Annotated in this window: 19 protein-coding genes; 6 read left to right on the top strand and 13 right to left on the bottom strand. The window is 58.7% G+C overall.

Annotated elements, in window-relative coordinates; all coding sequences use genetic code 11:
- Positions 1–86: 86 nt before the first annotated feature.
- The 5 genes from miaA to AB4O45_RS15905 are packed head-to-tail and all read right to left on the bottom strand — an operon-like array spanning position 87 to position 6,350.
- Positions 87–1,058 (bottom strand): tRNA (adenosine(37)-N6)-dimethylallyltransferase MiaA, encoded by a 972-nt coding sequence (miaA, locus tag AB4O45_RS15925; protein ID WP_353187896.1) that lies wholly within the window; start codon positions 1,056–1,058, stop codon positions 87–89.
- Entirely contained in the window at positions 1,058–2,965 is a 1,908-nt protein-coding gene (gene mutL, locus AB4O45_RS15920; protein WP_252868703.1) for a DNA mismatch repair endonuclease MutL, read from the bottom strand. Before mutL ends, miaA begins: the two co-directional genes overlap by 1 nt.
- Positions 2,962–4,341: an N-acetylmuramoyl-L-alanine amidase gene (locus AB4O45_RS15915; RefSeq protein ID WP_370593506.1), complete on the bottom strand. Its 1,380-nt coding sequence runs from the start codon at positions 4,339–4,341 to the stop codon at positions 2,962–2,964. The genes mutL and AB4O45_RS15915 overlap by 4 nt, the downstream gene beginning before the upstream one ends.
- Positions 4,342–4,392: 51 nt before the next feature.
- Complete coding sequence (tsaE, locus tag AB4O45_RS15910) at positions 4,393–4,863, bottom strand: tRNA (adenosine(37)-N6)-threonylcarbamoyltransferase complex ATPase subunit type 1 TsaE (RefSeq protein ID WP_041480731.1); 471 nt, start codon at positions 4,861–4,863, stop codon at positions 4,393–4,395.
- Positions 4,851–6,350 carry an NAD(P)H-hydrate dehydratase gene (locus tag AB4O45_RS15905; protein ID WP_460160289.1) on the bottom strand — a complete coding sequence of 500 codons (1,500 nt, stop codon included), beginning with the start codon at positions 6,348–6,350 and terminating at the stop codon, positions 4,851–4,853. Before AB4O45_RS15905 ends, tsaE begins: the two co-directional genes overlap by 13 nt.
- Positions 6,351–6,413: 63 nt before the next feature.
- Between AB4O45_RS15905 and queG the strand changes: the two genes are divergently transcribed.
- Entirely contained in the window at positions 6,414–7,514 is a 1,101-nt protein-coding gene (gene queG / locus AB4O45_RS15900; RefSeq protein ID WP_252887227.1) for a tRNA epoxyqueuosine(34) reductase QueG, read from the top strand.
- Positions 7,515–7,569: 55 nt separating this feature from the next.
- On the opposite strand, the gene AB4O45_RS15895 is transcribed toward queG, so the two are convergent.
- From AB4O45_RS15895 to orn, 6 genes are all read right to left on the bottom strand, one after another.
- Entirely contained in the window at positions 7,570–12,312 is a 4,743-nt protein-coding gene (locus AB4O45_RS15895) for an RHS repeat domain-containing protein (RefSeq protein ID WP_460160288.1), read from the bottom strand.
- 80 nt (positions 12,313–12,392) lie between these two features.
- On the bottom strand, positions 12,393–13,379 hold the full coding sequence (locus AB4O45_RS15890) for a hypothetical protein (protein WP_460160287.1): 987 nt from the start codon (positions 13,377–13,379) through the stop codon (positions 12,393–12,395).
- A 341-nt stretch (positions 13,380–13,720) separates the two neighbouring features.
- A complete protein-coding gene (locus AB4O45_RS15885; protein ID WP_460160286.1) occupies positions 13,721–16,240 on the bottom strand; it encodes a leucine-rich repeat domain-containing protein in 2,520 nt (839 codons plus the stop codon).
- 185 nt (positions 16,241–16,425) lie between these two features.
- Entirely contained in the window at positions 16,426–17,451 is a 1,026-nt protein-coding gene (locus AB4O45_RS15880; protein WP_095180966.1) for a hypothetical protein, read from the bottom strand.
- A 177-nt stretch (positions 17,452–17,628) separates the two neighbouring features.
- A complete protein-coding gene (locus AB4O45_RS15875) occupies positions 17,629–18,243 on the bottom strand; it encodes a trimeric intracellular cation channel family protein (protein ID WP_177342722.1) in 615 nt (204 codons plus the stop codon).
- Between the two features lie 151 nt (positions 18,244–18,394).
- A complete protein-coding gene (gene orn / locus AB4O45_RS15870; RefSeq protein ID WP_016771957.1) occupies positions 18,395–18,937 on the bottom strand; it encodes an oligoribonuclease in 543 nt (180 codons plus the stop codon).
- A gap of 107 nt (positions 18,938–19,044) precedes the next feature.
- Here orn and rsgA point away from each other — a divergent pair, with 107 nt between their 5' ends.
- From rsgA to AB4O45_RS15855, 3 genes are all read left to right on the top strand, one after another.
- Complete coding sequence (rsgA, locus tag AB4O45_RS15865) at positions 19,045–20,076, top strand: small ribosomal subunit biogenesis GTPase RsgA (RefSeq protein ID WP_024011360.1); 1,032 nt, start codon at positions 19,045–19,047, stop codon at positions 20,074–20,076.
- A gap of 313 nt (positions 20,077–20,389) precedes the next feature.
- Positions 20,390–21,349 (top strand): caspase family protein, encoded by a 960-nt coding sequence (locus AB4O45_RS15860; protein ID WP_460160285.1) that lies wholly within the window; start codon positions 20,390–20,392, stop codon positions 21,347–21,349.
- Positions 21,349–21,834: a toll/interleukin-1 receptor domain-containing protein gene (locus AB4O45_RS15855; protein WP_056787531.1), complete on the top strand. Its 486-nt coding sequence runs from the start codon at positions 21,349–21,351 to the stop codon at positions 21,832–21,834. The genes AB4O45_RS15860 and AB4O45_RS15855 overlap by 1 nt, the downstream gene beginning before the upstream one ends.
- Positions 21,835–21,893: 59 nt before the next feature.
- On the opposite strand, the gene motB is transcribed toward AB4O45_RS15855, so the two are convergent.
- On the bottom strand, positions 21,894–22,934 hold the full coding sequence (gene motB, locus AB4O45_RS15850; RefSeq protein WP_073471668.1) for a flagellar motor protein MotB: 1,041 nt from the start codon (positions 22,932–22,934) through the stop codon (positions 21,894–21,896).
- A 3-nt stretch (positions 22,935–22,937) separates the two neighbouring features.
- Positions 22,938–23,789: a flagellar motor stator protein MotA gene (motA, locus tag AB4O45_RS15845; protein ID WP_024011357.1), complete on the bottom strand. Its 852-nt coding sequence runs from the start codon at positions 23,787–23,789 to the stop codon at positions 22,938–22,940.
- A gap of 166 nt (positions 23,790–23,955) precedes the next feature.
- Here motA and AB4O45_RS15840 point away from each other — a divergent pair, with 166 nt between their 5' ends.
- Together AB4O45_RS15840 and rhdA are read left to right on the top strand one after the other, a co-directional pair.
- Positions 23,956–25,494, top strand: coding sequence for an HDOD domain-containing protein (locus AB4O45_RS15840; protein WP_252868696.1), 1,539 nt, complete (start codon positions 23,956–23,958; stop codon positions 25,492–25,494).
- A gap of 42 nt (positions 25,495–25,536) precedes the next feature.
- Complete coding sequence (gene rhdA / locus AB4O45_RS15835) at positions 25,537–26,352, top strand: thiosulfate sulfurtransferase (protein WP_076565369.1); 816 nt, start codon at positions 25,537–25,539, stop codon at positions 26,350–26,352.
- Position 26,353: the final 1 nt, after the last annotated feature.

Here is a 26,353-nt window from a genome sequence, read left to right as displayed (position 1 = left end):
TCCTTTAAGGATTCAATAATAAAAACAGGTAAATTCAGATGGCTTCGGCCGTCACACCCCCAAGGATAGACGGCAATTGCAAGGACTCAGCTCAATATGGAGATGGTCCCGAGGTATTTCAAGGCGCGTGGCAGATTGTCGCAATCAAGACTGTCCAGCCAATGCAAATCGTCCCAGCTGCGCAGCCAGGTAAACTGGCGTTTGGCCAATTGGCGCGTGGCGATGATGCCCCGCTCCTGCATCTGGGCCAATGTCAGCTTGCCGTCCAGGTAATCCCAGACTTGGCGGTAGCCTACCGCACGTATAGACGGCAACCCCGAATGCAGGTCACTTCTTTTACGCAGGGCTACGACCTCGTCGATGAATCCCTGTTCCAACATATTTGTGAATCTTTGTTCAATTCGCTGGTGCAGAACCTGACGATTCGCCGGAGCAATGGCCAGGTTCGCGACAGTATAGGGCAATTGTTGCCGTCCCGAAGCGGCTGCTTCAGTACTTTGCACAGATTGTTGCTCGCGCAGAGCGGTCATGCTCTGCCCGCTGACTCGATACACTTCCAGTGCCCGACTCAAGCGTTGCGGATCATTGGGATGGATGCGCGCCGCCGACACCGGATCGATCTGCGCCAACTGTTCGTGCAGGGCTTGCCAGCCGAGGCGTGCAGCTTCTTCCTCGATCTGCGCGCGGACCTCGGGATCGGCTGCCGGCATGTCCGCCAGACCTTCGACCAGAGCCTTGTAATAGAGCATGGTGCCGCCGACCAGCAGCGGGATCTTTCCTCGCCCAGTGATTTCGGCCATGGCCTGCAACGCGTCGCGACGGAAATCGGCAGCGGAATACGCTTCAGCGGGGTCGAGAATGTCGATCAGCCGGTGTGGGTATTCGGCGAGCAGTTCTTGCGAAGGCTTGGCCGTGCCGATGTCCATGCCGCGGTAGACAAGCGCCGAATCGACACTGATCAACTCGCACGGCAGCACCTTGGTCAGCTCGATGGCCAGATCGGTCTTGCCCGCAGCGGTCGGGCCCATCAGGAAAATCGCTGGAGGCAGCTGGCTCATCAGCGACCGCGCAGGAACAGTTTGTCCAGATCGTCCAGGCCCAATTGGGTCCAGGTCGGTCGGCCATGGTTGCATTGACCACTGCGCTCGGTGTTTTCCATATCGCGCAGCAGACCGTTCATTTCCGGCAGGGCCAGACGCCGGTTGGCGCGGATCGCGCCGTGGCAGGCCATGGTGCCGAGCAGTTCGTTGAGGTGCGCCTGGATACGGTCACTGGTGCCGTATTCCATCAGGTCAGAGAGCACGTCGCCGACCAGTCGATTGGCTTCGGCCTGCTTGAGCAAAGCGGGAATCTGCCGGATCGCCAGGGTTTCCGGCCCCAGCCGCTGCAATTCAAAACCAAGACGCTGAAACCAGGCGGCGTGTTCTTCAGCACAATCGGCCTCGCGCTGACTGACCGCCAGCGACTCCGGCACCAGCAACGGCTGGCCACTGAGACCTTCGCTGGCCATGGCGATTTTCAGGCGCTCGTACATGATCCGCTCGTGGGCGGCATGCATGTCCACCAGCACCAGGCCATGGGCGTTTTCGGACAAGATATAGATGCCTTTTAGCTGCGCCAGTGCATAGCCGAGCGGCGGAATATCTTCCTGACCGGTCGGCAGTGCGCTGGCATTGGCTTCAGGCAGCGGCGCGAAAAATTCCTTGTATGCGGCTTGCGCCTCGGCAGCAGGCAGCGCCGATTGCGGACGCGGCGTGTATTGATACTGATAAGCGCCGCCAGCGCTGGCCCCGGACGAAGTATTGAACACCGGTTGCGCCTGCGGCTGCTCCAGCAGCGCATTGGCGGCCAGACGCATCTCGCCCTGTGGGCCAAACTCGCCCGCCTCGATCCCGCTCGGCCGAACGATCGCCGTGGTGACCGAGCCGGCCAATTGATCTTCCGGACGCACATCGCCCAGCGCACGGTGCAGCGTGCCATACAGGAAATCGTGGACCATGCGCCCGTCACGGAAGCGTACTTCGTGCTTGGTCGGGTGCACGTTGACGTCTACTGCTGCGGGATCGACCTCGAAAAACAACGCGAAGGTCGGATGCCGACCGTTGAACAGTACGTCGCGATAAGCCTGGCGTACCGCGTGGGCCACCAGTTTGTCGCGCACCGCCCGCCCGTTCACAAAGAAATACTGCAAGTCAGCCTGGCTACGGTTGAAGGTTGGCAAACCGACCCAGCCCCACAGGTGCAAGCCATTGCGTTCGATCTCGATCGGCAACGCCTGCTCAAGGAAACCCGAACCGCAGATCGCCGCCACACGCCGTGCGCGGGCTGCATCATCGTGGGCCTCGTGCAGGCTGAGGATGGTCTTGCCGTTGTGGCGCAGATGAAAAGCCACGTCGAAGCGCGCCAGCGCCAGACGCTTGATCACTTCCTGCAGGTGATCGAATTCGGTTTTTTCGGTCTTGAGAAATTTGCGCCGGGCCGGGGTGTTGAAGAACAGGTCGCGAACTTCCACCGAGGTGCCCACCGGATGCGCCGCCGGCTGCACGCGCGGCGCCATATCCCGGCCTTCGGTCTCGACCTGCCAGGCCTGATCGGCATCGCGGGTGCGCGAGGTGAGGGTCAGACGCGCCACGGAGCTGATCGACGCCAGCGCCTCGCCACGGAAACCCAGGCTCATCACCTGTTCGAGGTCTTCGAGGTTGCGAATCTTGCTGGTGGCATGACGGGCCAGGGCCAGCGGCAGGTCATCGGCGGAAATACCGCTGCCGTCATCGCGCACGCGCAGCAACTTGACGCCGCCCTGCTCGACATCGACGTCAATACGCCTGGCGCCGGAGTCGAGGCTGTTTTCCAGCAACTCCTTGATCACCGAAGCCGGGCGCTCAACCACCTCACCGGCGGCAATCTGGTTCGCCAGCCGTGGGCTGAGCAGCTCGATGCGCGCGGTGTTCATTACCTGGTTCATTCTTTGGACGCCAGTTCGGTGCCTGGAATGGTCAGGTGCTGACCGACTTTCAGCTCATCGCTTTTCAGATTGTTGGCGGCGCGCAAGGTGGCCGGCGAAACCTGATAGCGCACGCCGATCATCGCCAGGGTTTCACCCGGGCCGACACGGTGGTCGCGCGGGCCTTGGGCAATCTTGCCGGAGTCACGCAGCCAGGCGATGTAGGTGCCCGGCGGCGGATTCTGCTGGAAGAACTGGCGCACGCCGCTGCTGATCGAACGGGCCAGCGCTTGCTGATGGCTCGATGCGGACAGCTTGTTCGCTTCGTTGGCGTTGGAGATAAAGCCGGTTTCGACCAGGATCGACGGGATGTCCGGCGACTTCAGCACCATGAACCCGGCTTGTTCCACACGCTGTTTGTGCAGCGGCGTAACGCGACCGATATTGGTCAGCACCTTCTGGCCGACGTTGAGGCTGGAAGTCAGCGACGCAGTCATCGACAGGTCGAGCAACACGCCGGCGAGCATGCGGTCCTTGTCGTCGAGGCTGACGTTGCCGGCACCACCGATCAGGTCGGATCGGTTTTCACTGTCGGCCAGCCAGCGGGCGGTCTCGGAGGTAGCGCCACGATCGGACAGGGCGAACACTGAAGCACCGAAAGCGGCCGCGGACGGCGCAGCGTCGGCGTGGATCGAGACGAACAGGTCGGCGCCCTTCTTGCGGGCGATTTCGGTACGCCCGCGCAATGGAATGAAGTAGTCGCCGGTACGGGTCAGCTCGGCGCGGAAGCCTTTCATGCCGTTGACCTGACGCTGCAATTCGCGGGCGATCTGCAGCACCACGTCTTTCTCACGCTGGCCGCGCGAGCCGGACGCGCCCGGGTCTTCCCCTCCGTGGCCGGCATCGATCACGACGATAATGTCGCGCTTGCCGGCCGGGGCTGGCGGCAGCTTGATCGCCGGTTCGGTCGGAGTCACCGGCACCGCCGGCACGGTCGCCACCGATGGCGTCGGGGCTGGCGGCGGCGCGGCATCGGCCGGGTTGTCGAACAGATCGACCACCAGACGGTTGCCGTATTGCGCGTTCGGCGCCAGCGAGAAGCTTTTCGGGGTGACGGCTTTTTTCAGGTCGATGACCACCCGCAGGTCGGTCGGCGTGCGCTGGGCTGAGCGCATCGCGGTGATAGGCGTGTTCGCGGTCTGCACGTTCAACGGCGCGCCGAGGGTGGCGCCGTTGATGTCGATCACCAGCCGATCAGGGGCTGTCAGGGTGAAAACGCTGTGCTGCACCGGGCCGCTGAGGTCAAAGACCAGTCGCGTGTTGTCCGGCGCCCGCCACAGGCGCACGCTGTTGACCTTTGAATCGGCCACAGCGTTGACGGTTACTGCCATCAACATCAGTCCAGCGGCAGCCACCAACGCGCGAAAGCGCATACCAAACCCCATCATTTAATTGGATTCCAATGCCAAAGCGGCACACCAGGCCTCGCCACGCGAGCCCTGGGCTAAAATTTTCAGCGAACGCCCGCTGTCTTGCGGGCTAATGGTAATGGTCAGGTCAGGCTTTGGCAAAAAGCCTGCACCTTTATCGGGCCATTCGATCAGGCACAGGGCATCGTCTTCGAAGTAGTCGCGGATGCCGAGAAACTCCAGCTCCTCGGGATCGACCAGGCGATAGAGATCGAAGTGGAAGGCACGAACGTCACCGATCTCGTAGGGCTCGACCAATGTGAAGGTCGGACTTTTTACCGCGCCGACATGCCCCAGCCCACGAATGATGCCCCGTGACAGGGTGGTTTTGCCCATACCCAGATTGCCTTCAAGAAAAATCAGGCCATGGCCCTGGGTGACGCGGGCGATCCGTGCGCCAAAGTCGCTCATTGCCTGTTCATCGGCCAGGTACAGGGTTACTTCAGACACGGTGCTTGCTCCTCCAACAACTGACGAATGGCTGGAATCAGATCACTGGCCGCCAGCCCGCGGCCGAATTTGCCTTGTTGCATGCCGGCGTTGGCGTGCAGCCAGACGGCCAGGCATGCCGCATCGAACGCGCCCATGCCCTGGGCCAGCATTGCGCCGGTCAGACCGGCCAGCACATCGCCGAGCCCGCCCGTGGCCATCGCCGGATGACCCTGATGACACAAGGCCAGACGCCCATCGGGATGGGCGATCAGACTGCCGGTCCCTTTCAGAACCACTACCGCTGAATACTTTTTGCTCAACGCCAGAGCAGCGGCCGGGCGATCGGCCTGCGCTTCGGCGGTACTGATGCCAAGCAAGCGCGCCGCTTCACCCGGATGCGGGGTGATCACGCTATCCTTGGGCAACTGGACAAAATCGCTGGCCAGCAGGTTCAACGCGTCAGCGTCCCACACTTGCGGCAACGCAGCATTGGCGGCCGCCGACAACAGCGCACGGCCCCAACTGCCCTGACCGAGACCCGGTCCGACCACCAGCACCGAAACCTTTTCCAGCAGCCCCATCAGTTGATTGGCTGATGAAGTGCCGAGCGCCATCGCCTCCGGCACCCGAGTCAGCGCCGCCGGCATATGCTCTGGGCGAGTCGCCAGCGAAACCATGCCTGCGCCGCCGCGCAAGGCCATTTCAGTGCTGAGCAGAATCGCTCCGCCGAAACCGTGATCGCCGCCGATCAGCAACACATGGCCAAAGCGGCCCTTGTGCGAGGTCGGCGCGCGCGGCGCAAGTGCTGGAAGATTAGCGGCGCTCAGACGCTGAGCGCAGACAGGAATGTCACTGAAAATTTCGTCGGGGGCTTGCAGGTCGCTGAAGACCAGCTCACCGATATGATCCGCCGCATCACCGGTCAACAGCCCGACCTTCATACCAATGAAGGTCACCGTTAGATCGGCGCATACCGCGACACCCAGTTCACACCCGGTATCGGCACACAGCCCGGAAGGAATATCGACCGCCGCTACCGGCAAGCCGCAGGCGTTGATCGCCTTGATCGCCGAGGCATAGGGCTCACGCACTTCGCCGCTCAGGCCAGTGCCGAGCAACGCATCGAGGACGACACCGCGCAGCTCGCGTTGCGCCTGCCAGCCTTGCACCACAACACCAGCAGCCACCGATTCGGCATGGGCCAGTGCGGCATCGCCCTGCAAACGTTGCGGATCGCAGACGGCGAGAACGCGCACGGTCCAGCCGGCCCGCAGCGCCAGCCCGGCCACCAGATAACCGTCGCCAGCGTTGTTGCCGTGCCCGGCGAGCACCGTCAGTTCCTTCGCTGCCGGCCACTTGCGCACCAGTGCGCGCCACGTCGCGCGGGCGGCGCGTTGCATCAATTCGAAGCCCGGCGTGCCGGCGGCGATCAGCCGCGCGTCGAGTTCGCGCACCTGCGCGGCGCGGTACAGCGCGTCGGGTAATTCATCTTTCGTCTGCGGCATGCGTCTTCGGGCTCCGATGTCTGGCAGAATTATACGCACCTCAGCTCCGGTTTCTCTCGCCTCATGTCCGCCATCACCACAGACCTGCCCGCCCTCGCCCAATCGATCAAGGATTGGGGCCGCGAGCTGGGCTTCCAGCAAGTCGGCATCAGCGGTCTGGACCTGGCCGAACACGAGCAGCATCTGCAGCGCTGGCTCGAGGCCGGCTACCACGGCGACATGGACTACATGGGCGCCCATGGCAGCAAACGTTCGCACCCGGAAGAGCTGGTGCCGGGCACGTTGCGCGTGGTTTCCCTGCGCATGGACTACTTGCCAGGCGATACCGAAATGGCCAAACGCCTGGCTGAGCCGGAGAAGGCTTACGTGTCGCGTTATGCCTTGGGCCGCGATTACCACAAATTGATCCGTAAACGTGTTCAACAATTGGCCGACAAGATCCAGGCGGAGATCGGCCCGTTCGGCTTTCGTGCGTTTGTCGACAGCGCACCGGTGCTGGAAAAAGCCATCGCCGAACAGGCTGGACTGGGCTGGATCGGTAAAAATACCTTGGTGTTGAACCGCAAGGCCGGCAGTTATTTTTTCTTGAGCGAACTGTTCGTCGACCTGCCGCTACCGGTGGACGAACCGCACAGCACTGAACATTGCGGGCGTTGCACCGCATGCCTGGATATCTGCCCGACCAATGCCTTTGTCGGCCCGTACGTGCTGGACGCCCGGCGCTGCATTTCCTATTTGACCATTGAGCTGAAAACCGCGATTCCCGAAGAATTGCGGCCATTGATAGGCAATCGGGTGTTTGGCTGCGATGACTGCCAGATCGTCTGCCCATGGAACCGCTTCGCTCGGCCGACTGGAGAAAGCGATTTCAAGCCACGGCACAATCTCGATAATGCCGAGCTGGCTGAACTGTTCATGTGGGATGAAGAAAAGTTCTTGAACAGCACCGAAGGTTCACCGTTGCGGCGTGCCGGGTACGAGCGCTGGTTACGCAATCTGGCGGTGGGGCTGGGGAATGCGCCTTCATCGATTCCTGTGCTGGAAGCGTTGAAGGCGCGACGTGATTATCCGTCAGAGTTGGTCAGGGAACATGTCGAGTGGGCACTGGAACAGCACGCCCACCGCGCGCTCGCAAAACCGGCAAGCGTACTGTTCAAATCGTAGCCGGACCTTGAGTGTTCCTGCTTTCGCCTTGTATCGTTTCGTTGCGTGCTCCGACTTACTTTTTTTCCTTTAAATGACCACCCAGCTGGTTGATGACCGCGATCCGCTCCTTGGCGTTTTCGGTCATATATATTCGGTCTCCTTGCGATAGATAGAGATGCATCGGCTTTGATGCTGAGCCGGATGGACCATGCATGGGCGTGTATTTGGCATGAATCAGCGCTGCAGAGGACGTCGGGGAGTTACCCGCCTCAATGTGCTGCATGAAGGTTTCGGCCTTTTCAAGCAAGCCGGTAAGGCCCTCTTTCTCAAGGATGTTCTTTTTGGGGTCGACCCTGACGAGTGACCATGGTTTCTCGGCCTCTTCCTGAACGGCCGCGCTGGCCTTCGCCTTCGCCTTGGCCGCCGCCTTGTTTCCCTTACCCTTGATCATGCCTCGGGCCATCTCTTGACCCGCTGCTTTGGAGCCTTTACTACTCAGGCCCTGCTTGAAGGCGCCAGCCAGTTTCCTGCCAGCATTGATGCCCGCTTTGGCACCAGCTGCCAGCCCTGCCCCCACCGAAGCCAGCCCAAGACCAAAACTGATCCAGCCCAATATCTCGCCCGCTTGAGAACCCGGTGCGAGTTCATTGACCACCTCGCTGGCAATACCCGCCAGGCCTGAAGCAACCGCCAGCCCCAATGCCGCCACTGCCCATGGCGTCGCCGCGCCCATCGTCACCACGCTGGCAACAATTCCGAGAACACTGAGGCCGATGCCCAGGATCGATTGCCAGGAGATATGCCCGGTAGGGTCGACACGATTGACAGGGTCGCCCAGGCAATAACTGTAGGCATTCAATCCGCCCGCGCCAAATGGACTCATGCTGTCGGGGGCGAGAAAGCGCATCAGTGTCGGACTATAAGCCCTGTAACCGTTGCCCAGCAGATACAGCCCGGTAACCGGATCCAGCTGTTCGCCGTTGAACCCTGCCACGCTGAACAATCCACCTTCGGCGGGACGATGCCCATAAGGGCTGTAGGCGCAATCGGTGAGCTGCTCCTTGCCCAGCGTTGCCAGCACACTTTGCTGCTGATCGGTGGCGTATAGCTGCGCGTCGGGGTTCAACCCCGATTGCTGTTGCCCCACGAGCGCTCCACCGTGACGCACAACACTGGTTGAACTTTCACCACTCACCTCGTTGGCAACCCGGCCTGCGTAGTAGTAACGCTGCACAATTGTTTTTTCGGCTTGCGACAGCTCCACCAGATCATCGAAACCGTCGTAATGGTAGCCACGAATCACTGATCCCCCTGCGCTGGACAACTGCTCGAGACGTCCGAACGCGTCATAGGCCAGCGTTCGCGCCTGGTCGTCCTTGATCATCCTGCCGTTGGCGTCGTATTCCAGCGTCACTGCCGAGGGATAGTCGACGTGGGAATGTTTGACGGCGCTGAGCTGTGCAGGATCAGGATTGTCGTAACTGAAGGTGGTCAGATTCACCCCCAGCGGGAACTTCGTCTGCACGGTGAGGATGTTATCCAATGCATCGAAGGTGAATGTCTGGCGGATAATTTCCTTGCCATACGGATCGCGCGGCTTTTGCGTGCCGGCACAGTCGTACTGGATCAAGCGCCCGCGCACATCGTAGGTGAACTGTTCATCACGTAACACTTGAGTGCCACGTCTGGACACTTTCTGCGCCAGTTTGCCAGCCAGCGTGTAAGTCGATTCCAGGGTCTGGTCTGGCTGCCCCTGAATCTCGAATGTTCGGCGGGTTTCACGCCCGATATCGTCATAGGCAAACCGGGTGAGCATTTGACGCTTGATTGACGTTTCTTCGGTTTTCGTCCAGTCCAGCATCCCCGTCTGCGCGTCGTAGTGGAATTCGGTTTTAAGCGAGCCTTGAGAGGTGGATAGCAGGCGGCCGTGCTTATCGTATTCGGATGTGCTTTCGACTCCGAGCACATCGACATGGGCGATCGGTCGCCCCTGCAGGGACCAGCTACTGGAGGTTGCTTTGGTGATAGCGCCGAGGGTCGTCGTTTCGGTTTTCACACGCCCGGAGGGGTGATAGGCGAAATTGCGCTGTCTGCCGTTTTCGGTACAGGTCAAGGGATTGCCACTGAGGGGGTCATACGTCATGGTCGTGACCAGATCCCCTGCCTTGCGCTCAGTCAGCAGGCCGCCCAGTTCCCGCAAATAAGTGAATTCGGTCTTTTTGCCATCAGCACTCCTGTACCACTGCGGCTGGGTGAAGCCCGCTTCATAACCTGCCTCGGACTTACGTCCGCCAACGGTACTCCGGATCAAGCGACCCAGACCGTCATAAGTTTGCTGCCCCAACACTTTGTCAGCGACCTTGATGTTGATCGGCAGACCTTCATCACTATGCCCGGCGTAGTCGGTCACGACCGCAGTGGCGTCGGGCAGGACACTGCGGGTTATCCGGTCAAAAACGTCGTACTCATATCGACTGGTATTGCCGACAGGGTCTGTCTGACTGGTTGTGCGCCCGTAACCGTCATAGGTGTAAACGGTTTTGCCGAGACTCTTGTTCTTCAGATTGAAGCTCTCGACGCTCAGCGGTTTACCGAAATCATTGACGAGGGTGATCGTCTTGCCCATCCCCTGGAACCAATGGGTCTGCCGGCGAAGAACCGGGTCCGCCTCGCTGTGTTCGATACGCCCATCATCGTGCAGCGTCTTGCTGACCTGGCCCCAGGAATCGAATTCGTAGCCGGTGCTGACCGGATAAGGCTTGCCATCACGCCAATCAGTCAGCGTCACTTTCACCTTGTGGCCGACCGAATCATGCAGCGCAGAATAAAGCGTGCGTGTCTGAATCAGACCGTCCTTGTCGGGATGGTCGCAGTCCTTTTCATGAACGGTGATCACCCGTTCCATCCCGTCATAAGTCACTTTTTGCTCGCCGCCAGCAGGATCCGTGGTCACCATTGTCGCCGGATGCTGTTTGCTGGCAGCCAGATAGGTCCACCGGGTAACGGCCGCATATGGGGTGCCGCCAGCAACCGTTTTGCCCACTGCCCGACCGATTGCGTCGTACTCATGCTCGATGTGCTCGCCATCGACACCGACTTCAGAGACCTGTAATCCGGTCAGCGTCGACAGCACTTTCTCACTGGTCTGCAGCGTGCCGTCAAATCCGCGCGTGCTGGACCTGACTCGCAAACTGTCACCCTCAAGCTCATAGGAAAATTCGATAGCGGTTTTTTTTTCATTCAGGATGACACTCTGCTCTTTCGTGGCTCCATGCTTGAGTGGATCCTCGGGCGTATTCAAATAACTGCGTGCGGTTTTCGAACGCAATACCTCAACGCCTTCCAACACTTCACAAAAACGCTCCTCGACCGGTAACACGGATGCCAGTTCCGCACCGTCCAGCGCCGGATGCAGCGCGTAGTCGTAGTAGGTGACTGTCGAAGCACCATCGGATGCGGCAGCAGTCACCGTCCTTTTTTTCGGGAATCTGGAAAAGCCCAGCGGATCCTCTGGGCAGTTATCTCCACCACTGGCCGGATAAAATTCCGTGGTCGTCGTCACCCCTGTGGGCTCGACCTGCTTGAGCAAGTTACCTTCGTCATCGAACTCCGTGACGGTGGTTTCCACACGCTGCTGTTGAGTACGCCGATCGAGGTACGTCACCGTGTGGACTTTAGGCATGCGGAACTGAGCCACCTGCTCACTGAATGGCTTGGTAACGGAACAGTGATATTCCGTGGTGGTGGCGATCTGGGCGTCACCGCAGGTTGTAACCTCAGCCACCAACAGATGGAATTTGTTGTAGGTGCGTTTGATGCGGGTATGTACTTTGCCGCTGACCAGCAAGTGCTCGTCCGAGGTGTAGACGTAGTGGCCGGGCGCCAGATAGAGAGGATCCAGGTCACTATCCTTGGCAGGAAGGAGGCCCTGCCCAAGGAAGTTATGGTCGGAGTACGTGTAAGTCTTGCACAGTCGGGGCTGGCTGCGCCCAGGGTAGACATCGTGAGCAATCACAAACGGCAGTGTCCGTTCCACACCGCTGATGAAGCTGTGGCCGTGCCGCTTGTAGCGAATGATTTCGACCCCGCGCAGCGGATTGACGATGCGATGAACATAGCTGGCTCCAGCGATGACTTCATACTCAAGGTCCCAACCCTTACCAACCGGCAGCTCGATGGCCGTCACTCGAGAGTTCTTCAAGATCAGCTTGTAGTTGGAACTGGAAGTAGTGTCGGGATGCCGGGACAGCGTCACCTGACCTGCCGCGCGGGTGATTTTCAACAGGCAGCGCTTGGCATCACGGACTTCGGCCAATCGGGGAAACTGGTTGAACAACTCATGCTTCAGGGTAATGCTCACACCGTTCGCCGCTATTATTTTTTCCGCGACGGCGACCTGAGTGCCGGCCAGGACTTTGAGCAGTTCACGCCGGCCATCCTTGTATCGAACTTCATAGCGCCCTGCTCCAGCGACTGACACTTTCGCCGTTTGCAGTTTCATTTCCTTGAACTTAAGGCCGGTAGGCGTCTCGACAGCCTTGTAGCGCTCACCGTTGGACAAGGTCATCACTTTGCTGCGCAAGTCATAATTGGTCAGTGTCAAAGACCAGCCAACGCCGAAACCACTATCCGCCTGATTGAGCGGATTAAAGCCCACTGAAAGCGCAAGCTCCGGACCATTGAGATCCGCCGAGTGCAACTTGCCAAGCGAAAATGCGCAGGTGTACATGCCCGTGCGGGGATCAACGCCTCCTGAAACAAATTCACCAAAGTTGAAAGCGTTTGAATGAACAGAGGGAGAGAAATTACTTTCCATTGGTAAACCGTCCTTTTATTTCCAGACTTAGGTTGAGCAGTTAAAACTGGCCAGCAAAAAGCGCCGACCACACAACGAAGTCAGCTAAGCTGCTTCATTGACCGCCTGGATTGATCCAGAATAAAAGTGAGCCGCTCTTTATCACCATCGATACAAAGGCGGTGCTCCGTACCGAACTCATCGAACACGGCAAACTCGAATGCGCTTTCATTTTCCCGTGCTGCTTGCGGGTCAGCGGAAAGATATTGAATAAGGGTTAATTGCCCAGGCACCTTATTGATAGGGACGGTAACGTAGCTCAGGGGACTGCGGAATGTTGCTTGCACGCCATATATCGGTGCCATATAGCCATAAAAAACTTTGCGACTACCTTGTATTCCGGGGATATTACCGGACACATAGACTTGCACCGCCTCTTCGGAATCATAAGGATCAAGTTTCACCTCACTGCTGTACCAGTCAAGGAGGTGAATCTGCCTGCCTTCAGCGCGCAGGGCAATATGATAATGCTGAATCGAATCGTATCGACCCCTCTGCCGTTTCTCATCATACTTGCTCAATGAAAAGCTGCTCAGCGAGTACTCTTTCGGAGGAATCGCCTCCAGCGTGACACTGCTGTCGAAACCAACCCCATTACTTCGCAATACCACGCCATTCAAGGAGATCTCGGCAGCTACTTCCATAATTCCAGGTCGGGAAGCCGAGACCCAGAACTGGAAAATCTGTACCGGATCTGCGGCGTTGCTTACCTGGTTGTCACTAACCCGAGGGAGTTCTGTCAGGCGCGTTGCACCACCCGACATTTCGTGAGCGTAACGATTTTCCTGAATCGAAACACTCCAGTCTCCCTCCAGAGGCCGAGCACCGTTGTAGGCAATCAGCCGCAATGACGGCAATCCAGGATGTCCATGCAGCGATACGCCGTCGCCATTGTTATCGATACCGTGCAGAAGCACCAATACACGCACCTGCATGCGACCGTTGGCATAAAGCACTTTGTGCTGGCCATGATTTGTGGCGTCGAGCTTTACCTCGATACGGGAAATACCAACTTGCTCATCAAACATCTGATAACACCTCAGCCGATTAATATATTTCGCCCTTCAAGGGCTCGGCAAAGTATTAACGTCGAATTTAAATATAAACAGCCGCGACATTTGACATTTTGTGAAAAAGCAAACTTTCAACATTATCTTTAATAATTCACACAGATGCTAATAACTTCAAAAAATGCGATCTGCATGTTACGAGATTCAACACTAAGCCCTTCGCCCCTTTGATTCTGGCCCACGATGGCCTGTTACCCCTTCCGAATTCAATCAACCCGAACCGGAAGGGGAGTCAGCGAGTAGCTTATGTTTGCCAAATCATGTTGGCAGCGTGATCGATCCGTTACTTTCGACAACACTCAGTCGCTATCTGGACCTGTCGAAAATCCGCTCTCCGATGACTCACTATCGGAATCAAAATCTGAAACTGCTTCTTCCGTTTGGATTTCCACTTTCCGGTCCATACTGGAATTTTCAAGGTATTGATTAATCCGCCGCATCGACTCGTCACTCAGCGGATTGTTCAATAAACCAACATATAGATCTTGAGTATCCGGAATATCGAACAAATCGCCCCCTACGTCTGAGATATTATTATCCTGTAACGCCATGACCCGAAGATCTCCAAGCCTGTCTATGCCGGAGGGTAGGCTGGAGAGATTGGCGTTATATAGCATCAACTCGGTTAAACCTGTCATGAAGCCTACATGCGGAGCAACTGTCAGAGGGTTGTTGGCCAGATTCAACAAAGTGAGCGTCTCGATCCTGGACACACCTTCAGCCGTCGCTTCAGATAATTCAAGCGAACAATCGTCCAGTACCAGTTGACGCAACTGGCGCATTTGGAATATCCCTGACGGGAAGTCCTCCATTTTTATGCCAGTGACCATCAAATATTGAACATTGGGAAAACTGTCAAAAAAAGCGCCGATGCGTGCGCCTGGTGTTTCTACAGTCAATACCAACTCTGTTACATAGTCGAACCTGGCGGATAATCTTGGTAACTCACCAGTAAAATCGACATGATGGGAAAAATGATAGTCACCGTAACCCCACCTGGAAACCGACTTGCGTCGCCAGATATCTTGCAGTTTTGCGCTAAATTGCTCGCGAGCCGGGCGCTGTTCTGCGATCTGCATTGCGTCCTGCGAAGAGTCCGCTTGGGTCGATAATCCTTCCGCACTCCAGATCGCCAATTCATTGCGCAATATTGCGAGGTCTGTCTCCAGGCGCGCTAAAACTGTGGACGGCTCAGATCCCAGGCGCTCGGAAACGAACGCGGCCAACTCCTTGTCATCAAGTTGCGGATAGAGGCTACGGACACGTTCCACAACGGATCCTGTCAACATCGGGTTGACATCGCCGCCGCCTCGCAGCCCCGCTTGCGCGTATTGGGCGCTGGCCGGAACAGCCGTTACCTGCACCGGTGCCAGTCCCAACAATTCGCTCACGCGTTGGCGCGACGGCAATGGCTGTGCGCGTACCAGTTGCCGCAGCGCCGCACCACCGCCCTGCGCTACACCGAGCAACTGGCGCTGCCCGGGCAGTAAAAGGCGCCAGACGGCGGCATACAGATCCATCCGATCCTGAGGGGACGCGATGCCGCTGCGTTGGATAACGTAGCCTTCATGCTGACGAATCAATATGTGCCGCACTGGCGATCGAGCATCGCCAATAGCACTCAATGACTCACCCTCTGACGCTTGCAGACGAATCTCGATACGAATCTGTCGCGGCCACTGATCAAGCTGCCCGAGCATCTGCAAAGCCAGTTGGTCACTGTCCAGGCTGGCTACCGCATCCAGATAGATTCCTTCGCACGCCCTGGCGAGACGCACCTCGCGTAGCGCCACCAGCGTTTTTTCTGCCATGTGCCGCGGCATTCCCGGCCGCAGGCGCAAATGCCTGTGGTCGGCGGCACTGGCCTCTCGCCACAACGCCTGAGCAATCGTCTTGGGCAGATGAGGAAAAATCCGTCGCATCTGCAACGTATTGTCATCGCAATCGAGTTCGAACGCCCGCTCGCTCTGCTCAAAGAGCAAAGCGCGGGACTGTTCGATAACGCGCTCGCTCAGATCAGTTGCCTGTAGCGTTAACAAAGCCTGCAGTTGTGAATCGGCTTGCGCACGCACGGTCGGATCGGAATGTTGCACTTGGGTGATGAACTGGCGGATCTTTTGATCGAGGGCGAAGCGCCTCGCAGTGTCCTGCAGCAATGCCAGCGAAGCGGGATGAATGTCGGACCTGTGCGCCATCATCGCGTCGACGCCGCTCACGGCAAATATGCGTTGGGTCATCAGTGGAGGGAAATCCTTTATTGAATACTCCGTGCCGGGAAGCTCTGTCGTGCGATTTTGTCCGGTAAAGACAGTTGCAACTGGATTGGCCGACTCAGGATCATCCAGCGGATGCCACAAACGGCCCTCGCTGTCAGGCCTCAACAGCGGACCGGAAGGATGCAGTTCTCTGGCATGTGTGGCGCGAAACAGGCCGCTCTCGGGGTCTCGGACCACTTGTACGATGTGATTGTCAGCGACGGCAACATACTGACGCTGCTTCATGATTGCGATGCCCCATGCATCGGTCTTGTCGAGACGCTCTTGCGTGGGTATCCAGTAGTTCTCCAGCGAATTCCTTGCGGACACACTTGCGAACTCGTCGATCGTGAAATATTTCGGCCTCGTGCTCACACTGATGACAGGCATCACTGCAAGCGAATCTGAAGAAGATGGCGAAGGCAAGGGTCCCTGATGATGTGCAACAGTCGAATGCGGCATTGTCGAAGACGGGTTCAGAGCCCGGGGCAGGCCATCCCCGCTGGACTCGATGGGTCTGGTTGGGGCAGATACAGGTTTGATTTTCGGCGGTTTGCCAGTCATGAATGCTCATCCTTGAGGAGTGGTGACGCTGGCCACACATCGCTGCGGGGCCAGCGCAAGACATCAGATAAAGCACTTTCGTGCATATGCCTGATCATCGAACATGGCAGCTTATCTGCAGCCGCGATGCCAAACGCATATACAGCTACTACATCCCAAGACATTGCATCAATGGATGATGAAACTCAGCCTCGCTGAAGAGACAAATTGCGCTCATAAAAACTCACGCGAATCGCCAACTTATGCCCGGTACCATATTCATCGATAGCGATAAAGTAGAGGACACTTCCATATTTTTGCGCACCGGTATTTTCCGAGTATTCGGATAACGCCTGCACAATAGTGAGTTCTCCGTCGCTTTGCGTATTTACTTTGTAATGCTTGTGATTCCATGTTTGCGCATCGCCGGTGAAAGCATATACAAACGGATCACCCCTATCAGGCAAGGTGACGGTCACACTGGTTTTTTCGGGACGGACGAAAATGCACTTCATATAATTGGTTTTGATTTCGTTAAGCCTGTTCCCGCCCGCAAAATCGAGGTTTTCGCCCTCTTCAGCCCCCTCGACCATCCAATCGACCAGGCGGATTTGCTTCCCGTCCGGGTACAGCCCCAGATGGTACTTCCAGATACGATTACCAGGCGACTCATTACCAATCCTGTTCTGATACAACTGAAAGACTCCATATGTCGCGGGCTTTTCAGCCTCCAGAGTCACGCTGCTGTAATGAACACTGGCAGGGGTGGTTCCGTTGCTCAAAATCCTCTCCCCGTTGAGAGACAGGCGCGCACCGACCTCAGTCGTTCCGGCGCTCGACGAGGAAACCCAGAACGTACGCACCTGTGGATGAACGCTGTCATTCTCAAGATCATCATCGTGCCTGTCCAAGGCATCCGGTGCAGGCCGTGCCTCACGCGTAAACCGCCCTTGGACTGCGCTCGCGACCCAACCATCGCGCAAGGTCTTGCCGGTCGCGTAATGAATAAGCTGGATGCTTTCCAGTACATCTTCCGGTACATGCACAGCGTTGCCGTCGGCGTCTACTCCGGCAACGAGCACCTGAACTTTGACTTGCATCCGGCCATTAGCAAAAAGTGCCCTGCTTTGAGTGTTATCACTGGCGTCAAACTTGACCTTCAGACTGGACAACCCCACAAGAACGGGCGAAGTGTTTTGTTGATTACCTGTAGCATCCATGCTTTCACTCATAATACAGCTCCTCTGTGAGAATATAACTTGATAGTGACATCGAAAACATGTCAGCAAAAAAAGTTACATACCCACCAAGAAAATATCAAAGTGAAAAGTGTAAGAAATATGCGTGCACCAGCCGCCGGCAACTCATATGCCTTTAAACCAGCCTCCAATACACCAACGCAAGAATGATCAATGTTCGTCGTTATAGACGAACTTCGGCATTTCCCAATGGAAACGGATGGCCAGCAGACGTAACAGGAACCCGCCAAACAAAGTGATCAGGATGGCTTGTTCGCCCGGCACATTTATATAAAGACAAAACATGTAGCACCATGCCGCAGCGAATGAAACACTGGCATAAAGTTCGCGGCGAAATATCAGCGGAATGTCATTGCAGAAAATGTCGCGCAGGATGCCGCCGAACACACCGGTGATGACGCCGCTGACCGAGGCCACCAGCATGCCGTGGCCCATTTCCAGCGCTGTCATGCAACCGATCAAGGTAAATGCCACCAGCCCCACCGCGTCGAGCACCAGAAACAGCGAGCGCAGGTGACGCATCCAGCGTGCGGCAAACACCGTAAACATCGCCGCCACCGAGGTCAGCACCAGATATTCCGGGTGTTTGACCCAGGTCAGCGGGTAGTGCCCGAGCAACACATCGCGCACTGAACCGCCACCGAGCGCGGTGATGCAGGCGATCAGCACCACGCCGAACCAGTCCATGCCGCGTCGTCCGGCAGACAGCGCGCCGGTCATGGCTTCGGCAGTGATGGCGATCAGATAGAGCATCAGCAACATGATGGCAGTCCAGGCAGGAAGGCGCGCAGTCTAGCCATTTCGGCGCCGCACCAGAAGAGGGCGCGCCTCTCGCGAGCCGGCTCGCGTCCACATAAGCCGCATTCCATGTGGGAGCGAGCCTGCTCGCGAAAGCGTCAGGGCTGATGCCGCCGCATCAGAATTTGATGAAATGCTTGCGGTAGTGCTGCAGCTCGGCGATCGATTCGCGGATGTCATCCAGCGCCAGATGCGTGCTGCCCTTCTTGAAGCTGTCGCGCACATCCGGAGCCCAGCGCGCGGCCAGTTCCTTGAGCGTGGAGACGTCGAGGTTGCGATAGTGGAAGTAGCTTTCCAGCGCCTTCATGTGGGTATAAAGGAAGCGACGATCCTGGCAGATGCTATTGCCGCAGATCGGCGACTTGCCCTTCGGCACCCACTTTTCCAGAAAGGCGATGGTCTCAGCTTCTGCCTCAGCCATGCTGATGCGGCTGTCGCGCACACGCTGGGTCAGACCGGAGTTGCCGTGGGTGCGGGTATTCCACTCGTCCATGCGCGCGAGCACTTCGTCGCTATGGTGGATGGCAATCACCGGACCTTCAGCCAATGTGTTCAGCTCACTGTCGGTAACGATAGTGGCCATTTCGATGATGACATCGTTGTCCGGGTCCAGACCGGTCATTTCCAGGTCGATCCAGATCAGGTTCTGCGGATTTTGCATATTCGGGCTCCTAGGCAATGCTGCGCAGTTTAGCCTAGGCCGGTGGCCGGGCGTGCTAAACTCGCGGCCGTTTTACCTAATCGCTGCATTCTTCAGACGGAACACCCATGGCCAAACGCCAACTCAATCGTCGTCAAAACTGGCGCATCGAAAAGATCCAGGGCGAGCGCGCCGCACGCGCCGCCAAACGCGAGTCCTCGGCGGTCGAAGCCCTCGAGGGCGGCGACCTTGGCCCAGAGCAACACGGCCTGGTGATCGCCCACTTCGGCGTGCAGGTCGAAGTCGAAGCCGTCGACGGCGAACTCGCCGGTCAAGTGTTCCGCTGCCACTTGCGCGCCAACCTGCCAGCGCTGGTCACTGGCGACAAAGTGGTCTGGCGCGCCGGCAACCAAGGCATTGGCGTGATCGTCGCGCAACTGCCGCGCAGCACCGAACTGTGCCGCCCCGACAGTCGTGGCCAGCTCAAGCCGGTTGCCGCCAACGTCGACATGATCGTCATCGTTTTCGCGCCGCTGCCCGAGCCTCATGCCAACCTGATCGACCGCTATCTGGTCGCCGCCGAACATGCCGGCATCCGCCCGCTTCTGCTGCTGAACAAATTCGACCTGATCGACGAGCAGAACGCCCCGGCGCTGAACGCGTTGCTGGCGGTGTACCGCACGCTGGGTTATCCGGTGCTGGAAGTCTCGGCTCACCACGGCGATGGCATGGAACAGCTGCAAAAGCAGCTCGACGGGCGCATCAGCGTGTTCGTAGGCCAGTCCGGCGTCGGCAAGTCGTCGCTGGTCAACAGCCTGCTGCCGGAAGTCGAAACCCGCGTCGGGCCGTTGTCGGAATTGTCCGGTCAGGGCACGCACACCACCACCACCGCGCGCCTGTTCCACTTCCCTGGCGGCGGCGAACTGATCGACTCCCCGGGCATCCGTGAATTCGGTCTGGGCCACGTCAGCCGCGCCGATGTCGAAGCCGGTTTCATCGAGTTCGATGACCTGCTCGGCACTTGCCGTTTCCGCGACTGCAAGCACGACCGCGAACCGGGTTGCGCGCTGCTCAAGGCGCTCGAAGATGGCCGCATCCAGCAGCAACGGATGAACAGCTATCGCTCGATCATCGCCAGCCTGCCCGAAAACGGTTATTAAACAGTCGCGCCGGCAGCCCCGCACCACGGGCTGCCGGTTGTCGGACCGCATCTGAATCAGCTCTCCCCCACTTAAACATAAGCCTCTGCTGTAGGCTTTTGCGCGGCTGCTTGCAGGACCTTTCTGTTTTGCCGCGCAGACCTTGTAGGCCTGAGCCAGCGGCCTACATTCCTTTCCTCCTTCGCTCACAGCGACCTTCGAGGAAAGCCATGCCAACCTGTGTTTTATTCATCCGCCATTCGTCTCGCTACATCCACGCGTGCAGTGCCCACAGCATCGTCGGCGCGATCCGCCTGCACACGGTGGTATGAGCATGCGCAAGGCACTGTTCATCGGCATCAACGATTACACGCATATCGGCGGCCTGAGCGGCTGTTGCAACGACGCCATGGCCATGGCGTCGGTGCTGAAAACCAATGCCAACGGCGACCCCAACTTCAAGAATGTCGTGTTGACGTCCGCCGAGGATTATTTGAGCCGGCAAAAACTCGAAGACCAGATCCGCGAGTTGTTTTCCGGTGACTGCAACGTCGCTCTGCTGTATTTCGCCGGCCATGGCGGTTTCGACGCCGACACTGACGAAGGCATGTTGATCGCGCAGGACTACCGCAACGCCAAGGACGGCATCCGCATCAGCGACATCCTCAACTGGGCGGACAAAGCCACGCGGATCAAAAACAAAGTGATCATCCTCGACTGCTGCGAAAGCGGTTCGGCCGGCGAAGTGCGCGCCCTGCGCAGCGAGAGCAGCATGGTCAGCGAGGGTATGACGATCCTCACCGCCTGCAAAAAAACCGAGCCGGCGCTGGAGGGCGCGCAGCACGGCGTGTTCACCGGCCTGCTCCTGCAAGCGTTGCACGGCGGCGCGGCGAATATCCTCGGCAAAATCACCCCCGGCAGTCTGTATTCCTTTGTCGACAACGCCCTCGGCGCCTGGGAACAGCGTCCGGTGTTCAAGACCAATGTGTCGCAGTTCATTTCCCTGCGCGAAGTCTCGCCGCTGATCCCCAAGGAGATCCTGCGCAAATTGCCCGACTGGTTCGCCGAAGCCGAATCGGTCTACCCGCTCGACCCCAGCCATGAGCCCACCGAAAAGGCGTTCGTGCCTGAACATGGCGAGATCTTTGCCCAGTTGCAGAAGTGCAACCGCCACAGCCTGATCGAGCCGGTCGACGCCGAGCACATGTACTACGCCGCCCTCAACTCCACCGGCTGCCGCCTGACGGCACTCGGCGCCTATTACCGCGAACTCGCCCTCAAAGGACATTTCTGATGCCAGTCTTTATCAGCTACCGCCATATGGATCGCGCTCATGCGATTGCCATCAATACCCGTCTGACCCAGGCGAAGATCAGGACTTACCTCGACGTGCTGGATCCGGAATCGCAGACCACCGATGACATCACCGGGGTCATTACCCGCAACATCACCGAGTGCACGCATCTGCTGGCGGTGGTGTCGGAGACAACAGCACTGTCGTGGTGGGTGCCTTTCGAAATTGGCGAGGCGACGATCAGCAATCGGCGGATCTGTACGTTCAAGACCGGACCTGCGCAACTGCCGATCTATCTGGACAAATGGCCGAAGCTGAGCACGGCCAGCGATCTGGATTTCTTTATCGATGCGTATCGTGATGAGGTGTCGAACAAGCGCTCGATAACCCTGGATTCGTTCAGCGACTCGGTGAAAGGGGCTTACAAGCGCGATGCAGAGATGTTTCATGAACAGCTGAAGAACCGGATTCGTCGGGGATTCTGAGACAGTGCCGGCCTGTGATAGCCACAAAAAAGCCGACATCACTGTCGGCTTTTTTTCACTTACTGCTTCGGCGCAGGCGCCGCCCCACCCGGCTCAGCCGGTTTCGGCGCCGCATCGTCAAACAGATTCAACCGCTCGCGCAACTCGTGAGCCGGCACCGGCTGTTTGTCCGCCGGCAACGCATTCGGATCAACCGGGGCTGCCGGAGCAGCACCGTTCTGCCCCTGATCCGCCGGTTTCGCTGCCTCAGGCCCCTGCGCACCTTCGATGGCGGCCTGGGCTTTCTTGGTCAGCACGACAATATCGATCCGGCGGTTGACCGGGTTGAACGGGTTTTCCCGATCGAACAACGCCGACGAGGCATAACCGACCACCCGCGCCACCTGCGCATCCGGATAGCTGCCCGCGACCAGGGCACGGCGAGCCGCGTTGGCGCGGTTGGCCGAAAGCTCCCAGTTGCCGTAATCGCCAGTGCCAATGTACGGCTTGGCGTCGGTGTGGCCGCTGATACTGATCTTGTTCGGCACCGCTTTGATGGTGTCGGCCATGGCCAGCAGGATGTCCTCGAAGTACGGTTTCAGGCGTGCGGAACCTGAGTCGAACATCGGCCGGTTCTCGGCGTCCATGATCTGGATGCGCAAGCCGTTCGGCGTGATTTCGAAGAGGATCTGATCCTTGAACTTCTGCAGTTGCGGGTTCTCGTCGACCTTGTTCTGCAGTTCTTGCAGGAGCAGTTCGAGACGCTCCTTCTCGACCTGCTCGGCCATGCCTTCAACCTGATCGGTGTCGACCGTAACCTTGTCCGGTTGCGGTTGCGACTTCACTTCCGGGTTGAGGGTGTTTTCCGGCGCCAGGGTCGGCGTGCCACCCAAGTCGATGATGTACGGCGTGCCGCTTTCGGAGAAGCCGACCGGGTCCTTGAAATAACCGGCGATGGCGATCTTCTGTTCCGGCGTAGCGGTGGACAGCAGCCACAGCACGAGGAAGAACGCCATCATCGCCGTGGCAAAGTCGGCGAAGGCGATTTTCCACGCCCCGCCGTGGTGCCCGGCGGCAATGCGCTTGACGCGCTTGACGATGATCGGCTGATTATTTTCCATGACTTAGCGACCGCGAACCGCTTGTTCCAGCTCGGCGAAGCTTGGACGGTGCGCCGGGTACAGAACCTTGCGCCCGAACTCGACCGCCAGCGACGGCGGCATGCCGGACGCCGAAGCCACCAGCGAGGCCTTGATGGCTTCGTAGACGTTGAGCTCTTCCTTGGCATCGTGGGCCAGGGAATGCGCCAGCGGACCGAAGAAACCGTATGCCGCGAGAATACCGAAGAAGGTACCGACCAGTGCCGCACCCACGTGCAGACCGATCGACGCCTGGTCGCCCTCGCCCAGCGAGGCCATGGTCACCACGATACCGAGTACCGCCGCAACGATACCGAAACCGGGCATGCCGTCGGCGATGCCGTTGACTGCGTGCGATGGGTGCTCGAGGTCTTCCTTGAGGCTGTACAGTTCCATGTCGAACAGGCCTTCCAGTTCGTGCGGAGCCATGTTGCCGGAGGACATGATGCGCAGGTAATCGCAGACGAACGCGGTCATGCGTTCATCCTTGAGCACCGCCGGGTACTTGGCGAAGATCGGGCTCGCGGCGGCATCTTCGATGTCGCCTTCGATCGCCATCATGCCTTCACGGCGGCTCTTGTTGAGGATTTCGTAGATCAGCCCGAGCACTTCCAGGTAGAAGGTGTGGGTGAAGCGCGAACCGAACATGCTCAGGGATTTCTTGAGCACGTGCATCGTCATGTAACCGGGGTTGGCCTGGAGAAATGCGCCGAGGGCCGCACCGCCGATGATCATCACCTCGAAAGGCTGGATCAGAGCGGCAATCTTGCCGTGGGAGAGCACGTATCCGCCGAGCACGCTCGCGAATACGACGATGATGCCGATAATTTTAGCCATAGGTAGAAGGTACTTGTTTAAGTCGGGTTCAAGGTCATATTCGGAAGTTAAAAAATCTCTTCTTCTACTTATCGGCAAAACTGCGCCAGACTATAGCCAGTTCAGGCGAAAAGCCAATTTAGCCCATGCCGGGCGCGTCTACAGTCAGTGAAGATCTCGTCCAGACATGGCTAATGAAACGAACATTCCATCGGTAATACCGACCACGCTCCAGGCTTGGGTCAAGCTGCTCGACAGCGTCCGCCTGCCCGTACCACAAGAGGCTCACGACAAAGTCTGCCGGGCGATCCGCGACAATCGCAGCTCGCTGCGCGACATCGCCGATCTGATGCAGGACAGCCCGGCGCTGGCCTTGAGCGTCATCCGTGAGGCGAATCGTCACACCCACGGCACCATGGCCGCGCCGGCGGAAAATCTTGAGGTGGCAATCAATCGCCTGGGCCTTGCCCGCACCGAAGAATTGCTCGCGCGCCTGCCCGCCGAACCGCACCGGCAAATCCCCAAGGCTTTGCGCCAATTGCAACTGATCAGCCAACACGCGACACAACAGGCCAACGGTTTTTTTGCCAGTCGCCTCGCGCGGCTGTGGCAGGACATTCATTGGGGCAGCTTGCTGTTTTTGTCGCCGCTGTGGCCCTTGGCACTGACGTATCCGCAGTTGCTCGAAGAGTGGGAACTGCGGGTGATCCACAAGGGCGAGTCGGCACGTGTGGTCGAAAAGCAATTGTTCGGCGTGCGCCTGTTGAAGATCGCCGAGGCACTGGTCCAGGCCTGGCATCTGCCGATCTGGGTCGAGCAAGGCTACAAATTGCTGCTCAGCGAACAACGCGAACTGGTCAAAGTGCTGCGCATCGCCCGCGACAGTGAACACCCGCTGCGCCAGCAGAATCGCCTCGACGATGACCCGACATTGCGCCGCTGGCTCAACCAGCCGGCGAATACCGTGCTGCTGGCCAATGGGCTGGCGCTGTCGGCGCAACAGGCCTGGGACAGTCCGCACAGCAAGCGCTGGCAGTACCTGACCAGCCTCTATCTGCAGATTTCCATGGACGAAGTGCAGCAACAGTTGCACCAGCAAGCGGCGAACAGCGCGCGTCAGCATGCGATGCCCGATTTGTGGCACCCGGCGGTTTCGCTGATCTGGCCGTGGGGCACTCGTCGCTTGCCGGCCGGCATGCTCCCGGCAGCAGCGCCGAATGCGGATGACTTGGGCCAGTGGCGTCGGCAATGCGCCGAACTGCTCGCCGAACCCAGCCGCTTCACCAATGCCATGAGCCTGACCGTCGCCGCCCGCGAGGCACTGGTGGCCAGCGGCATGCGCCGGGTGATGATTCTGATGGCCGACCGCACGCACTCGACCCTGCGCGTACACCAGACCGCCGGTTTGCCGAAGGATGCGGCGGCGCTGAGTTTTGTCGTCAGCCAGAGCAAAGTCCTGCAACGCCTGCTCGCTCAGCAGGCACAGGTGCGGATCACGCCGGAGAACAACGCACAATTCTCGGCCTTGTTACCGGCGAGCCTGCGCACGCTGTTTCGTGGCGAACATCTGTTTCTGCGTTCATTGGTCAACAATGGTCGGGTGATCATGATCGTCGTTGCCGATCAGGGCGGCGGCCCCTTCGCCGACATCACTGTGCAAGCCTTCGGCAAAACCGCGCAGTGCATCGAAAAAGCCCTGCACAGCTTTAGCAGCCGTGGCCAATGAGCCTGCGCTACAATCCTCCCCTTTGTGCTCTGGAGACCTCACATGTCTGACTTCTCTGGCTTGCCGCTTGTCATCGAGCCGAGCGACCTGCTGCCGCGTCTGGAGTCCCCGGAACTGATCCTGGTGGACCTGACCAGCCCTGCCCGGTATGCCGAAGGTCACTTGCCCGGCGCACGTTTTGTCGACCCGAAACGCACCCAGCTCGGCCAGCCACCGGCCCCCGGGCTGATGCCGGCGAAGGCCGATCTGGAAGCGTTGTTTGGTGAGCTCGGTCATCGCAAAGACGCGGTCTACGTGGTGTATGACGATGAGGGCGGCGGCTGGGCCGGGCGTTTCATCTGGCTGCTCGATGTCATTGGCCACGACAAGTACCACTATATAGACGGTGGTCTTCCGGCCTGGCTGGCGGACGGCATGCCCATGTCGATTCAAGTGCCGGCCGCCGTCGGTGGCCCAGTGTCGCTGACCCTGCACGACGAACCGACCGCCACCCGCGAATACCTGCAAAGCCGTCTCGGCGCCGCCGATCTGGCGATCTGGGACGCGCGTGGGCCGCTGGAATATTCCGGCGAGAAAGTCCTCGCCGCCAAGGGTGGCCACATCCCCGGTGCGGTCAATTTCGAATGGACTGCCGGCATGGACCAGACGCGTCAGTTGCGTATCCGCAGCGACATGCCGCAGATCCTCGAAAACCTCGGGATCACCAAGGACAAGGAAATCATTACCCACTGCCAGACCCATCACCGGTCGGGCTTCACTTATCTGGTGGCCAAAGCCCTCGGTTATCCGCGGGTCAAGGGCTACGCCGGTTCCTGGGGCGAATGGGGCAACCACCCTGACACGCCAGTCGAGATTTAAG

Source organism: Pseudomonas sp. S2_B10, from assembly GCF_054668425.1.
This window is presented reverse-complemented; position numbering and strand designations above follow the sequence as displayed.

Excerpts from the sequence above, each read along its gene's own strand:
- AB4O45_RS15895 (WP_460160288.1), bottom strand. The coding sequence starts at position 12,312 with ATGGAAAGTAATTTCTCTCCCTCTGTTCATTCAAACGCTTTCAACTTT.
- miaA (WP_353187896.1), bottom strand. The coding sequence starts at position 1,058 with ATGAGCCAGCTGCCTCCAGCGATTTTCCTGATGGGCCCGACCGCTGCG.
- AB4O45_RS15880 (WP_095180966.1), bottom strand. The coding sequence starts at position 17,451 with ATGAGTGAAAGCATGGATGCTACAGGTAATCAACAAAACACTTCGCCC.
- AB4O45_RS15915 (WP_370593506.1), bottom strand. The coding sequence starts at position 4,341 with ATGTTGATGGCAGTAACCGTCAACGCTGTGGCCGATTCAAAGGTCAAC.
- AB4O45_RS15905 (WP_460160289.1), bottom strand. The coding sequence starts at position 6,350 with ATGCCGCAGACGAAAGATGAATTACCCGACGCGCTGTACCGCGCCGCG.
- queG (WP_252887227.1), top strand. The coding sequence starts at position 6,414 with ATGTCCGCCATCACCACAGACCTGCCCGCCCTCGCCCAATCGATCAAG.
- rsgA (WP_024011360.1), top strand. The coding sequence starts at position 19,045 with ATGGCCAAACGCCAACTCAATCGTCGTCAAAACTGGCGCATCGAAAAG.
- mutL (WP_252868703.1), bottom strand. The coding sequence starts at position 2,965 with ATGAACCAGGTAATGAACACCGCGCGCATCGAGCTGCTCAGCCCACGG.
- rhdA (WP_076565369.1), top strand. The coding sequence starts at position 25,537 with ATGTCTGACTTCTCTGGCTTGCCGCTTGTCATCGAGCCGAGCGACCTG.
- motB (WP_073471668.1), bottom strand. The coding sequence starts at position 22,934 with ATGGAAAATAATCAGCCGATCATCGTCAAGCGCGTCAAGCGCATTGCC.
- AB4O45_RS15890 (WP_460160287.1), bottom strand. The coding sequence starts at position 13,379 with ATGTTTGATGAGCAAGTTGGTATTTCCCGTATCGAGGTAAAGCTCGAC.
- AB4O45_RS15840 (WP_252868696.1), top strand. The coding sequence starts at position 23,956 with ATGGCTAATGAAACGAACATTCCATCGGTAATACCGACCACGCTCCAG.
- AB4O45_RS15860 (WP_460160285.1), top strand. The coding sequence starts at position 20,390 with ATGCGCAAGGCACTGTTCATCGGCATCAACGATTACACGCATATCGGC.
- orn (WP_016771957.1), bottom strand. The coding sequence starts at position 18,937 with ATGCAAAATCCGCAGAACCTGATCTGGATCGACCTGGAAATGACCGGT.
- motA (WP_024011357.1), bottom strand. The coding sequence starts at position 23,789 with ATGGCTAAAATTATCGGCATCATCGTCGTATTCGCGAGCGTGCTCGGC.
- AB4O45_RS15855 (WP_056787531.1), top strand. The coding sequence starts at position 21,349 with ATGCCAGTCTTTATCAGCTACCGCCATATGGATCGCGCTCATGCGATT.
- AB4O45_RS15885 (WP_460160286.1), bottom strand. The coding sequence starts at position 16,240 with ATGACTGGCAAACCGCCGAAAATCAAACCTGTATCTGCCCCAACCAGA.